This is a genomic window from Segatella copri, assembly GCF_019249655.2.
Classification (GTDB): domain Bacteria; phylum Bacteroidota; class Bacteroidia; order Bacteroidales; family Bacteroidaceae; genus Prevotella.
Genome location: NZ_CP137558.1, coordinates 1 through 12986, shown reverse-complemented (window position 1 = coordinate 12986; position 12986 = coordinate 1). Strand labels below are relative to the sequence as shown.

The window sequence follows — 12986 nt, the reverse complement described above, 5'->3', positions numbered from 1 at the left end:
CTTTTGTTGTTTGAATGGTTTGTAACTTGCATCAAAGGCTAAAGCCTCTTCTGCGTTTCTTCTTTTTCTTCTTGACTGATTCATCCTCTGGGAATGTCTCAAAGGTCTGAGCATTGGCTGGAGCAAAAAGTCCAATGGAAGAAATACCGCCCCAAGGGTCCTGGCTGCTCTCCGATATGGATGGCACCTGCTCATTCTTATGACAGCCCTGCTCATATTGCTGAGCAGATTTGGCTCTTGCTGATAAAAGGTTCTCCGTTCCCTCAAATCTCGCATTCAGTTTGCCAAAGCTGTATTCTCGGCTAATCTGCGTACCCTTGAAACTATATCCATCCTTGCAGAAACGGATGCCTTGTACCTTGGTTTGCTCCTTATCCAGATAGACAAACTCCAAGTGAACACCTCGCTTTGCAAGTTCATTCTTGAACTTCTGCCAACTATCAGCGCCTTTCAAGGCATCCTTGACGGCATTGTGAATCTCGTATTTGGCACGCTCAGCATTGCGTAACTTGCGAGTATTAGTATTGCTCTTGTCCGTTCCGTAGGTCAGTCCATACTTGGATTTTAGAGCCTTGGTCACCTGCTCATTACGCCTGTAATCATTCCTGTCTGATAAGAGTTTGCTCTCATTGTTGATGCGGTTATACACGATATGACAATGTGGATTGTCCGTGTTGTGATGCCTTACGATGATGAATTGAGTATCGGTGATGCACATCATCTGCATATATTCAAGGGCAATCTTAGTCATAAACTCATCCGTCAAACGTGGCTTGTCCTCGGGTTTGAAGCTCAATGCAATGTGTCCCACAGGCTTCTTAATCCTTGGATTTAGCTGCCTCTGTAACTCGAAACTTTGCGTTATCTCGGCATTCGTGCCGAGTAACACACCATCCGAGGCGATGATTTTCGCCTCGTCCTTGCCTGTAACATAGCGGATGCAACCACCAAATGAGCTGCCCTTCTTTAGCTTGCCTATCATGTGGTATCCTCCTTTCTGCCCATACTGCTTGGCTTCGGTTTATAACTTGCTTGGCGATACTCTCCAAGGATTGCTTTCAATCTTCTCAACAAGTCCACCACATATACATGGGTTTCATGGAAACCTCTCTGATGCGACAGCTTGGTAAGTTGGTTGAGGTTGTTCGCCATACCGATGAGGTTCTTGGCGATGGCTACCGTCTCTGCATTGTGTCCGCTCACCACCTCGCCGTTCAAGGCGGACTCACGGATGTACTCCGCCAACTTGCGGTTGGCTTTTCTCACCCTCAGTCTCAATGCCTCGTAGCTTGGCTTCGAGAACTTCACCGTGACAGACTTCGACAATTTGCGAACCCTGCCTGCGGGCGGTCTTCCGCCCTTTCTCCTGTCCTGTTCCTGTATGCTTGTCATTCGATATACTGTTTACAGTTGGTACACTCACTTTCTGCGACCGTCGGGAGCAAAATTCCTCCGCCCTCATGGTGGAGCGAGGCGTTTTGGGGTTCCCAAAACATAACCTCGCTCCCTCTCAGAACACGTTAGTTGGAACTACTGCCTTTCAGCTATCCACGTCCAAGGTCGCAGACCTTAATTCTCACAATTTGCGCCAAGCCTCGAAGTCCTCTTCATAAAGGCTTAGGTGGTGGCGCACGATGTTCTCGATGATGCCCGATACGCTCATGCGTCTCCCTCCGAGGATGCGGACGACACGATCAAGACGGTCTCGTACATCGGAACTGACGAAGACTGGCTTGCGGTCGTCAATCCTTGGAACCTGGAGGAAGGTCTGCTGATACTCCTCCAATGTCGCCTTGCGCTGCTTGCCACTGATGCACTTCTGCGGATTCGGTGGCGATTGAGCCTCGTTCGTTGATGTTTCCTCTCTATAGGGAGTTGTTGCAGCAACTTTCTCTACAATTGCTCTCAACTCTGGGTTCTCTACATCATCATAGAGAGAATTACAACTACTTGGATTGGCTTTGTTGCCATACGTAGATGGTTTAACAAAATCCAAATACTCTTTTTCCATCAGCTCCTTTTGCTCAGGAGCCAAGACTACATCTTTTGTTCTTGCCATAGCTTATGCTGTTTTATTTGTTAGTATAGTGGTCACGGTTTGCACCATTGACCGATTGTCGGCTGCAAAGTAAGTATACTGAGTGCAGCCATGCAACTGATTGGGTGTAACGTGGCAATTTAGTTGTGGCTTGCTTATTTGCATACCGAGATAGTTGTGAGAACTTCAACGTATTTCTCAACTCATCATTGTTCATGTATTCGTTGCAGTCGTGCAAGTTTTTCTTGTTGTTTTTGGCGTTGATGTCGGCAAACCCCGGCAACATACTGCCACAGAAATTGAAAACGCTTGTTTTTAGATTGCCGTGCCTTATCTTTGCACTCACAAACGTGGAGCACTGCATATGCGTGGAGCTTTGCGACATATAACATAGTATTAACTTAGAAAAAAGAAAAGTATGGGATTCATCGTATTCGAGGAAGAGGCATTCAACTATCTTGATGCCCAGTTGGAGAACTTCGTGAAGCGCATGGACAGAATCCGTGAGCGCAGTGAGGACAAGACCATGAACAAGTGGCTCGACACGCAGGACGTGTGTCAGACGCTCAACATCTGCCCACGGACAGTGCAGACGCTTCGGGACAACGGAACTTTGGCTTATACGCAAATCAGCCACAAGACTTACTACAAGCCGGAGGACGTGATGGCTATCGTAGCAGTAGTGGAGGACAGGAAAAAGGACATGCGCTTTCGCAAGCGCACAGGTTAGGCTGTCAATATACAACAGCCACTTTATCCAATGCAGCAAGTAAACCGAGTAACGTAAGTATCAACAATAAAACGAGACAACTATGAGCAATGAAATAATGACAAGAAACAGCGAGTGGATGAACCACATCGTGAACCACCTCAACCAAATGGTTGACAATTTTGAACGTGCCGTGATGAACTACCGCCCCATGCTTGACGGTGAGCGCTTCATGACGGACAAGGAGCTTTGTGCCAGGCTGCAACTGAGCCGAAGAACCCTGCAGGACTACCGAAACAACGGTGTCATCCCGTATATCCAGCTTGGCGGAAAGATACTCTACCGCGAGTCCGACATTCAGAAGATTCTGATGGCTAACTATCGTGAGGCGTACAGAATGAAGGGCTTGTAGGAGAAATACATGTCCTTGATGAGTGGGGTGAAATGAACAAGGCGACAACGTATAACTTACCGAGTGTGGCAGTTATAGGTTGTCGCCTCGTTTTATTGGCTATACCGAGTTGGTCGTGTTTGCCGGGTATCATTTGTGTTACCTGTATAAATCTAATACCATGCTAAAACACACTGCGGTGGCTCGCCCAAGTGGCTGGAGGCGCAAAGCCTCCAAGGAACGTTGCTTTATGGCAGGTCTATGCCATTGCATTCTCTGTAAAGATACAGACCAGTTTAGTGCGGCTTGTCTGTCTGCCGATGACGGACTGCATGATGAACTCCCGAAAGGCTCGGCTCTCAATGCTGTCAATACGGAAGGCTACCGCAATGACGAGTTCAAGGCTATACACATCATAGCTGATGCGGTCGTTCTTCCTGACATGACGACGCACACCCTGCTCTTTCAGAATGCCGTCCTTGAATATAGCCTTGACAGCCTTGCGCACATAGCAGCCGAATACATTATACATGTCGGCAATCTCCTGCATGGTCATCCATACAGTATCGGTCGGCATGGATACCGTTCCGCTCTCGCTGATAGTTATAACTCCTCTGTTCATTTTCCAATAGTTTTTTCGTTCGATAATCTGTTCCTTTCTCGCTTGGCAATAAGCTTATCCATGTCATTTGAAATCTTCTGCTCCGTCACCTGCGCATAGACCTGTGTGCTTGTGATGTCTGCATGTCCCATCATCTTGGCTATGCTGCCGATGGGAATGTCCTCGTTGAGCATCAAGACTCCGAATGTATGGCGGCTGGCGTGGAATCCCAACTTATTACTTATGCCAAGCACCATTCCAAGGGTATGCACATCAAGATAGATGTCTTTCTTCTCACCCAGTGGAAAAACAGGCTTGCTGTCGTCCGTGGTATTGTAGAGCGAAAGAATCTTCTCGGCTATCGGATGGAGCGGCACGAAGAACTCCACGCCTGTCTTCTCTCTTTCCTTGCGGATGAACTTCCTACCCTCGGAGTTCTCACTGATATGGTGAGGGTACAGTTTCTTTACATCTATATAGGATAAGGAGGTGAGCGAGGCAAAAATGAAACATCTGCGTGCAAGCTCCGTTCGCTCGTCAGCCATCGGGGTAGAGAGCATCTTGATAAAGTCTGCCTTGCTGATATGGGTCATCTTCGGGGCTGCCTTCTTCTCATACCCTATCCTGGCTATGGGATTGAAGCGGATAATGCTCCTGTCCACTGCCTTGTACATCAACATGTTCAGCCAGAGAAGGCAATGGTTCACGTAGCTGTCGATGCGTCCCTGGTCTCGTTTCAGGAATAGCTTGTATTCCTCCCCGAAATTCTCGTCTATGTCCTCAAAGGCGATGTCGTCCTTATCCAACGAATGGACAAAGGCTCTCAGGTTCTTCTGCCATGTCCGCTTGTGCAGAAAGGTTTGTCTGGCTTTTGAGGTTCGATACCATTCCACGATGGTATCACCAAAGTTCAGCAAGAACCTTCCTGTCGTGTCCTTGTCCTTCAACACAGCCTTCAGCATTTCCACGGTGATGATGCCATTGGTGGTAAGAAGTGAGTTGTATTTATCCTTGACCTCAGCAAGGAAACTTGCCAATCGTCCGTTGTCCCTTGCGTTCCGTACCTCTCCCTTCTTGGCGTTCCACTCCTGTGGTGTACAGGATATGCCTGTGGAAATGGCTGCACTTTTGCCGTCAACGGTGATGCGGCAAAGTATATTGGCTGTTCCGTCTGCCTTCACCTTCTGTCTGTTGATGTAAGGCAAAATTGAAAATGTACTTCTGCTCATAGTTGTTGTCCTTATAATATAATAATGTAGTTGAACTGTAAAAAGAAAAGTTGAAAGCCTTGGTCATAATGCGAGAAAGAAGTCCTTCTCGGTTGCAGCGATGAACTTGTCCATGTCCTCAAACAGCTTCTTTTGGGTCACTCTCGCATACCGCTGCGTCATCTTCACATCCTTGTGACCGAGCATCTTGCAGATGGTCTCCATCGGCACACCAGCCTCCAGCGTAATGAGGCTGGCGAACGAGTGTCGTCCCGAATGGTAGGAATAGGTCTTGCTCGTTTCCGCCAACTTGCAGATGGTGATGAGATCGATACGAACACGATTCGGGCTCAGCAATGGGAAAAGGGTATCTCTTGCCTCGTCCTCGTATTTCGCCATCAGCTCCAACGCCTCGGGCAGGAGTTTCACCCTGGCAAGTGTTCCGGTCTTCTTGCGGTTATAGACGAGCCATTTGTCACCATCCTCCAACACCTTGACATTGGCTTTCGTGATGGAAACGGTGTCTATGAAGGCTGTTCCTGCATGGCAGGCGAAAAGAAACATGTCACGGCTAACGGATAGTCTCGGCTTATCTTCGGGCAGTTCCACATCACGGATTTTTATGAAATCAGACATGCTGAGAGCCTTGGGTGTCGTAACCCTTGGAGTGCCAACCCGATAATGGGCAAACAGCAGGTTCTTGCACAAGCCTCGCTCAAAGGCAATGCGGCACATCTTCTTGAAGAGCGACACATAGATGGTGATGGTTCCTGATGAAAAGCCTTTCTCGTCAAGCAGGTAATGGTGAAAGTCACTGATGAAAGGCTCGGTCAGCTGTCCGAAAGCCAAATCAGTCAACCTATACTTCTCCCCGATGAACTCAGCGAGATTCTTGCGAATCTTTCTGTAAGTCCAGACACTGCTCTTCGACATATCGATGCCCTCATGTGTGCTGAGTTCACTGATATGCTCGTCCACGAAGGAGAGAAGGGTGGTCTGTGTCTTGACGCTGCCCTGCAAGGCCTCCTTGACATCCTTAGCCTCGAAGTCCGTTCTCTTTTCCACAAGCACATCGAAAGCCTTTTGGATGGAAAGCAACAACTGCTCGATGTCCTTGTTGGTCTCCACGGCTTCCTTGCTCTTGCCCTCCAATCGGCTGGCACGAGGATTCCAAAGCGATGGAGTGCAAGACAGCTTGCAGGAGAACTGCGCCATAGTCCTGTTCACCGTGATGCGTCCCATGATGGGAGCTTTTCCATACTTGTCCAATCCGCTCTTTTTTAGGTAGAGCAACACCTTGAATTTTTCGATTTTCATAACGCTTACATTTTGAGTGTGCAAATATAATCATTTTGTAAGCGTTCCTTGATACGCAAAACATTGAGAATCAGCGCAATAAAATCCGTTGATGCACAAAGTTGCCTTTCCGCATTGTTACCTGCTTTGCATAGGTAACTGTGGCTCACGATTTAGTAACTGAACTACTTCAATATTCCTCACTCGCTTGCTTTATGCCGATTTGGCAACTTTGTGCAAATCTACTCATTCCCAACTGTTTACGTTCCAACCTCTCTTATTCTCCTTTGACTGCTTTAGAGCTTTATGTTAACAAAACTAAAAGCGTAACATATGCTATCCTCACTTGCAACCAATACGAATAAGCTATTTGACCTTATATTGAGGTGGTTTCCTTCCTCCTCTTCAAAGTTCAACGTAAGAAATGGGAGAATCACATTTACCTCAATGCTACATGACTCGTTCGTGATTCTATCTCGTACGAAGATGTGAGTAGTACCTATTTCCTTGCCGATAAGAGTGATTTTCTGTTTGTCATTCTGAGCTGTAGAAATGTCCACTTTGTCGTTACCTTCAACAACAAAGTTTCCGCTTCCGCCAGTTATTATGAGGTTTGTCGTATCACCCAAGGATACCTCTGCATAATTTTCTATAGTCAGAGGCTGATACTCATTTTCTTTATTGCTCTTACATGCAAAGAAGCATAACGCAACTAAGATAACACCTAATATACTATATATTTTCATAATTTTATAATATATGATAAAGAGGGAGCGTCTTGTATAACGCACCCTCTTAGCTGGTTGTTTTATTTCTTTCTTACATTAGGATAGAGTTTCAAATCCTGGTTGTAATGTCCGTTGAACGAAGTTTCAAAATCCAGATTGGTGGTGTTTCTATCCACCATATAGTACCCATCCTCGCTGCCGCTCCATCCAAAATTCGCATGGATGTATGTGTCGTTTTGCTTTACAATGATACGGGTGGTCGTTGTTCTTCTGCGGATTTGATAACCGTCAAGAATCCAGCAATGTCTTCCTCCGACACTAGAACTTCTTGTGCCCGCTTCATATGCTCCTGTAATAATTACGGGATACAATTTGTCAAGCGATTCTATAATTCGTCCCGCATCCATAGAATATCCAGCCCACTTTCTTCCGGAATCAAAAGTGATGCCAAGTCCGCTAAGGTAGCTTGAGGCATTGCTTATTTTTGCACCACCCACTCCATTATTCCATGTTGTTTGAATTCCGTGAGCAACATGGTAAAATAAATTTGAAATCTGTGTTTTTAAAGATTCATTTCCATAATTACTAATTTGCGAGGATGCCTTCAGTGCACTCCAATTAAGCGAAACACCATTGACAGTAGATAAACATTCGTAAAATGCAACTATCTGAGCAATAGCAACAGCGGTACATCCTACAGCGTTTTTCCCATAATATGGCCAATTTTGCATTTCGGATGCTGTTGTCTCGTCCATAAGATTGTTGTATGGCGCACACTGATTCCACTTTGTGGTGATAAGTGGTGTCACTTGCTTTAACAATGTGCCCTGAGGATCGGACGTAGCAACCGATCGAGTAATACCCTTTTGAACTTCGATACGGTCTTTTACCCCCTCAAAAGTAAAACTACTGGTTCCAATCTTTGCAGATATTTTAGCTTTAGCACTTGCTCGCAAAGAATCTATAACAACGTCTACAGCCTTCACTTTACTTATCAGCGAACGCTGAGCTTCTTTGAGCATCATAGCTGCACCTTTGTTGGTGAGGGTGTCATTGAGAGAGCCATGCTCAACATATGCTATGACTCCAGGGACTCTTTCGTCTCCAGAAACGATAGCATAACCAGCATCGTCACCTTCGTTTAGACTTACCTCATAGAGAGGAATCTGTTTTCCGTTACTATAAGAGGAGAGGGAAAACTTCTTCACAATTGTCGGATTGGCAGCGATAGCTCTAGTGGAATTGCCTGTTGTAGAGAATTTGCTTACCATATCAACAATCTCATCTTGCGTCATCTCTAGTTGAGAATCTGGTACAATACTTGCATACTCTTGTTGTGTGAGGAGAATGGAACTTTTGGCATCGTTGGCGATGTTGTCGTCAATATCAGAGCAAGAACTCATCATTCCAGCCACACAAAGAGCAACGATAAAAATTTTTTTCATTGTCATTGTTGTTTTAAAATTAATATTCAAAATAGTATATAGCTATATAACTCCTTATCAATGCGTAATATGGAATTTACCTTTATAAACCAAATTGCCCAAAACAATCATGATAGTATAATTGCCTGTGGGCAAATCTTCTGTTTCAAGAATACTATATGTGCGTCCTTCTACAATACCATTTGTATTTGATAAAGGAACTCCATACTCATCAGAGATGTAAATTGCGTACTCTCCAGAATAACGACTTATTTCTACAGTAACATATGCAGACTCTTGGTCAACCATTACTGAAGGAATAGCACTGCGTGCACCACCATGTTGCCGCATCCCATCCATATGGGTCTTTATACCCTTTGCTGTAGAGGGCAATGTTGTTAGTAACAACAATAATGTAAAAATGATAATTTTCTTCATACTGATTTCGTTTGTTGTTAATTTCGGTGCAAAGTTACGTCAATTCCAAACACTCAGCAAAGAAGTTGGGTCTAATTCTTTAATTTTGCAACATTTTTATTATGTACTGATAATCAATGTATTACATACCACCCCCCCCAGAAAAATGGAGGTCTAAATTTGAAGTTTTGCTACTGATTTTAGTAGTTTTCCATGAATTCTCGTAGAGATTTTTGTTCTTTTTCTATGCCTACTTTTGCCTTGTAGAGAAATAGTTTCTGCTTAATTGCTTTCTCGCTGATACCATAGATTAGTGCAAGTGCCTTCTGTGGCATTTTAAGACGGAGCAGCATCATCAGTCGTAGGTCTTTCTTCGTCAATCCCGAGAACTGCGCTCTTAATCTTGACACAAAGAGATTCTCGACACTATCTAAAAACACTTCTATTTCATTCCAATCATCTTCTGATATGAGTATATGTTTCTCTGTCTCGTTTCTCATGGACTCGATCTTTTCCATTATATCAATTTTCTTTAGAAGAAAATTCCTCATAGTGCAAATTTGAATATCTCGGTGAGAGAGTTCTTGCGCATGGAGCTGTTCTGCCATTGTAGCCTTTTGTTTTGCTTGCTTCTTATTGGTATTATATATGTAGAGTACAAAAATGATAACAATTAGTGCCAGTACAACCGTCAATACTGTTGCCGCTTTTTGCGATGTAATCTCACCTTGCAATCTTGCTTCTTCCTTTTCTTTTTGCAGAACAGAGACATAATAGTCATTTTTGACTTGCATGGTTGTACAGTACATTTTGTCTAAATAGTAGTTTGACGAGTCAAGGCAAACAATAGCCGGTTGTATTTGTCCTTCTCTTATTGCCGCCTTACATCTGATATAATAAATAAGGTGTCGGCTAGCATGAGAATCTTTACTGACCTTTGCAAGAATATCTTTTGCCTGTAGCGTTGAATCAACATCACAATATGCATCTGCTAGGGCAAGGGCGTTCGAAGTATCAAACATCGATTTCCTATATAAATAGGCTTCCTTTGCACAAGTAAGTGCCTTTCGGTACATTCCTACATCATGAAATAACCGCGACATATCTTGATAGACATCAGCTAAAACCAGGGAGTCTCCCAATTCTTTAGCCAAATTCAAAGCTATTTTACATTCTTTCAGGGCTATAGCAGAGCTATCAGCAAACTCAAGTGCCTCACATAAGTTCAACCTGAAGTAAATCTTATTGGCAAGTGATGCCGTCGTATCTCTTTCATATTTGTCAATAGCCATTCTTGCATGAAGCAAAGCTTGTTTGGCATCCGTCATCTTCTCTACTTTAGAAAGTTTTTCCAAAGCAAGGCATTCCGTAAGGATGTCGTCTATCTTTTCTGACGCTTTATATGAGCGATCTAGACAACGGATGGCAAACTCCGTGCTATCATTTAGCATATAGTATTTGCCCATATAGTATTGGCATTTTGCATAAAGGGAATCTTCTGGATGCTTTTCATACCAGTTGTATCCAATGCGAATTAGCGAATCTTCGTCCACATCCAACCCCGACTTATCTTGTGCCATTGTGTACACAACAGCGTACTTTGCCTGTTCAGACTTGCCCAGTTTACTGAACTGTATGTTGTTCAGGAGTGCGAGGGCACTATCCGGGTGTTCTCCTGCCAGTAGCAATGCTTGTGCTATCGTGGTATTAGGCTTGTGTTGGCAAGACGACATAAACACCAAAACCACAATAATCAATGAACTGATGTGAATATAAAAATTTTTCATGACTTAATTCTTTTATGTTTTTTGCCTGCAAAAATACAAATTTTCCGAGAAATACGACCAGAAATAAGGTCTAAATTGCTAATCTATAATCATAGCGATTATCTTGTTGATACACAGCAGATTATTTGTATTTAACTGCTTTTTACAAGTCTAAATTTTAGTTTCGGTAAACACAAAAGTGACTTTTATGCCTGCGATTAGTGAAAAATATGCGGTTAAGGTCGCCTCTTACCAACAAAAGATATTTTTGTCATCTCAAAAGAAATTTTCAGTGCAAAAAACTACCTTAGTACTGAGTGCTCCGGTTTTCAGATTGATGAACAGCATTCGCCCATGAGCAGGTTGATGTGACTGATGTTGCGTTTCAGCGAAAGCAGCGATTGCTTGTCCCAGTTTACATACCGTGCAGCTCTGATTCCCATGCGCGGATCGTTCCACTCTCTGAGATATTTCTCGGTAAGCAGGCTACCATTTCCTGTAAAGTGGGTCTTTCTGGCCGATGCCTCGGCATAGGCGTTGTGCATATTCTTCTCGTGAAAGAAGCGGCGAAAGGATGAGAATATGCAAAGCAAACAGAACATTCAAAAAACAGGAACCCTTGCCACATATATTTGAATGGATTGAAATGGAAATAGCAAAGAATAGAGAAGAGTATGGTTAATAAAAACAGATTTATCCAAGCAAAAAATCGAGGATAAAAAATCTTAAAACATTCTTTATCCCCGATTAAATATCGTACCTTTGCAACCGAAAGAGTTCTTTGGATGGTTATGCAAATCACAGCAGGATGCTACATTCTGTTTATTTCTAATTCGTAACCTCTTCTTTTTATGAGATAAAAACTTGTCTCATTCTCAATCACTTATAAAAAATACGTACTTTCACCTGATGAAAACTATTTTTTATTCTTACCTATTTCTATATATACGCACTGCAAAATGCGTTGTCATTATGTTGAGAAACGAATTTATCTGATTCAAACGCACTATCCATTTATGCAACTTGCGTGCCAGAAACAGACAAACCAAGTTATCCTACTGATTTACTGCCACTTATCATTTCCATACCCGTCAAACAGAAGTGGGGAAACTGGGGAACAAGTGGGGAATAATTCCCCAGAAATTGGGGAAATGCAAGGTGGAAGCACAAATCATGAATGAAAAAGTTATACTTAACAACCTACCAAGATGAAGAGATAACGAAAAGATGTTTGCTTTCAAACATGTTTGCATGCAAACATGTTTGAAAGCAAACAGACTATAGATTATTCATATACTGCACCAATGCTTCCCGAAGGATATCCTCGTATTTTTTCTTGGTTCTAACCTTCGCCAGCATAAGCTGTTCATACTCCTCGTCCGACAGGTATGTCTGAACTCCATGCATCGATTTCCTCTTCTCTGCCTGAGTTACCTTCTTTATGTCTTTCTCCCCTACTGGCTGTGCCACGCCAGGCTGTGCCACGCCAGGCTGAGTTATACCTGGCTGCCCAACTGCAGATTGCCCAACACCTGGGCGAACAGCTTTATTCATATTACTGAAAGCTGCGTGAAAATCCTTTCCCATTTTTCCTAATTTATCTAGATATTAAACAATTCATTGATAACCAATTCATAGTCTATGGCTGCCGAGCAATAAGGCGCATAATGAAAGAGATCCGTCATTTCAGTCTGCGACTCGTTCACCTTGACGCAACGGCGGATTCCATGCGACAATACCTTCTCGCCATAATTCTCTCGAAGATATTCCATTGCCGAACGCACGATGCGTGGACGCTCGTCGAGCATAACAGGCAACAGGCCCAGAAGTTCCAGTTCCTTGTTCAGGGCAAACCTGCCGTTCTTCACCTCCTCCATGGCTGCCAGCACAGCCGCCAAACCATTTACAGAAAGTCCTTCCATCTGTACAGGAACCAGCAGATGGCTTGCTACCACCATGGCATTATAGGTAGATTGTGACAGGGCTGGCGGACAGTCGATGAAGATGTAGTCGAAATAGTCGATAGGATTGCCGATGCCTTCGCCCGTGAAATCCATGCAGTCACTGTTGAGACAAGCTCCCAATACCTGGCGTGGTGCACCCGTGTTCTGCAGGAAAGGATCCACATCCTGCATCTTGGCAGAACCTGGAACGTAATACACCCCTACCCCATTTTTATAGATGGGCAACCCCTTGCAGGCTATCATCGAATCAAAAACAGTGGCACAATCTTCTGGCGCATGATTCAGAAGAGTTAAGTTACACTGAGGATCCAAGTCTATCTCGAGGATTCTTAGATTCTTATCCTTCCGTAACATGCCAGTGGCAAGATTCTGCACTGTTGTTGTTTTGCCTACGCCACCTTTATTGTTGACGATAGCCAAGATCATTTTCAGCTTATTTTCCAT

15 protein-coding genes are annotated in these 12986 nt (G+C 43.9%); 2 read left to right on the top strand and 13 right to left on the bottom strand.

The window, feature by feature from the left end; translation table 11 throughout:
* Window positions 1-31 precede the first annotated feature (31 nt).
* The 3 genes from KUA49_RS17295 to KUA49_RS17285 form a co-directional block, all read right to left on the bottom strand.
* Entirely contained in the window at window positions 32-982 is a 951-nt protein-coding gene (locus KUA49_RS17295; RefSeq protein WP_264908588.1) for a relaxase/mobilization nuclease domain-containing protein, read from the bottom strand.
* Entirely contained in the window at window positions 979-1392 is a 414-nt protein-coding gene (locus KUA49_RS17290) for a plasmid mobilization protein (RefSeq protein ID WP_218413659.1), read from the bottom strand. The genes KUA49_RS17295 and KUA49_RS17290 overlap by 4 nt, the downstream gene beginning before the upstream one ends.
* A 184-nt stretch (window positions 1393-1576) precedes the next feature.
* Window positions 1577-2059, bottom strand: a complete 483-nt coding sequence (locus tag KUA49_RS17285; RefSeq protein WP_318331699.1) for a DUF3408 domain-containing protein — start codon at window positions 2057-2059, stop codon at window positions 1577-1579.
* A 397-nt stretch (window positions 2060-2456) separates the two neighbouring features.
* On the opposite strand from KUA49_RS17285, the gene KUA49_RS17280 reads away from it, so the two are divergent.
* The gene (locus KUA49_RS17280; RefSeq protein WP_008628599.1) at window positions 2457-2768 is read left to right on the top strand and encodes a helix-turn-helix domain-containing protein; all 312 of its coding nucleotides are present in this window, start codon (window positions 2457-2459) and stop codon (window positions 2766-2768) included.
* A gap of 82 nt (window positions 2769-2850) precedes the next feature.
* Window positions 2851-3159 carry a helix-turn-helix domain-containing protein gene (locus KUA49_RS17275; protein ID WP_270242952.1) on the top strand — a complete coding sequence of 103 codons (309 nt, stop codon included), beginning with the start codon at window positions 2851-2853 and terminating at the stop codon, window positions 3157-3159.
* A 238-nt stretch (window positions 3160-3397) separates the two neighbouring features.
* On the opposite strand, the gene KUA49_RS17270 is transcribed toward KUA49_RS17275, so the two are convergent.
* From KUA49_RS17270 to KUA49_RS17225, 10 genes are all read right to left on the bottom strand, one after another.
* Entirely contained in the window at window positions 3398-3760 is a 363-nt protein-coding gene (locus tag KUA49_RS17270; RefSeq protein WP_005942354.1) for a hypothetical protein, read from the bottom strand.
* On the bottom strand, window positions 3757-4968 hold the full coding sequence (locus tag KUA49_RS17265; protein ID WP_309466607.1) for a site-specific integrase: 1212 nt from the start codon (window positions 4966-4968) through the stop codon (window positions 3757-3759). The genes KUA49_RS17270 and KUA49_RS17265 overlap by 4 nt, the downstream gene beginning before the upstream one ends.
* A gap of 63 nt (window positions 4969-5031) precedes the next feature.
* The gene (locus tag KUA49_RS17260) at window positions 5032-6264 is read right to left on the bottom strand and encodes a site-specific integrase (protein ID WP_318331698.1); all 1233 of its coding nucleotides are present in this window, start codon (window positions 6262-6264) and stop codon (window positions 5032-5034) included.
* A gap of 275 nt (window positions 6265-6539) precedes the next feature.
* Window positions 6540-6989 carry a hypothetical protein gene (locus KUA49_RS17255; RefSeq protein WP_218413533.1) on the bottom strand — a complete coding sequence of 150 codons (450 nt, stop codon included), beginning with the start codon at window positions 6987-6989 and terminating at the stop codon, window positions 6540-6542.
* 62 nt (window positions 6990-7051) lie between these two features.
* A complete protein-coding gene (locus KUA49_RS17250; protein ID WP_118066923.1) occupies window positions 7052-8422 on the bottom strand; it encodes a C10 family peptidase in 1371 nt (456 codons plus the stop codon).
* 51 nt (window positions 8423-8473) lie between these two features.
* Window positions 8474-8833, bottom strand: a complete 360-nt coding sequence (locus tag KUA49_RS17245; protein ID WP_118066924.1) for a hypothetical protein — start codon at window positions 8831-8833, stop codon at window positions 8474-8476.
* A 179-nt stretch (window positions 8834-9012) separates the two neighbouring features.
* Window positions 9013-10599 carry a hypothetical protein gene (locus KUA49_RS17240; RefSeq protein WP_218413531.1) on the bottom strand — a complete coding sequence of 529 codons (1587 nt, stop codon included), beginning with the start codon at window positions 10597-10599 and terminating at the stop codon, window positions 9013-9015.
* Between the two features lie 308 nt (window positions 10600-10907).
* On the bottom strand, window positions 10908-11123 hold the full coding sequence (locus tag KUA49_RS17235; RefSeq protein ID WP_256624940.1) for a hypothetical protein: 216 nt from the start codon (window positions 11121-11123) through the stop codon (window positions 10908-10910).
* A gap of 733 nt (window positions 11124-11856) precedes the next feature.
* Window positions 11857-12132, bottom strand: a complete 276-nt coding sequence (locus KUA49_RS17230; RefSeq protein ID WP_318331697.1) for a hypothetical protein — start codon at window positions 12130-12132, stop codon at window positions 11857-11859.
* A 47-nt stretch (window positions 12133-12179) separates the two neighbouring features.
* Complete coding sequence (locus tag KUA49_RS17225; protein WP_203041424.1) at window positions 12180-12986, bottom strand: ParA family protein; 807 nt, start codon at window positions 12984-12986, stop codon at window positions 12180-12182.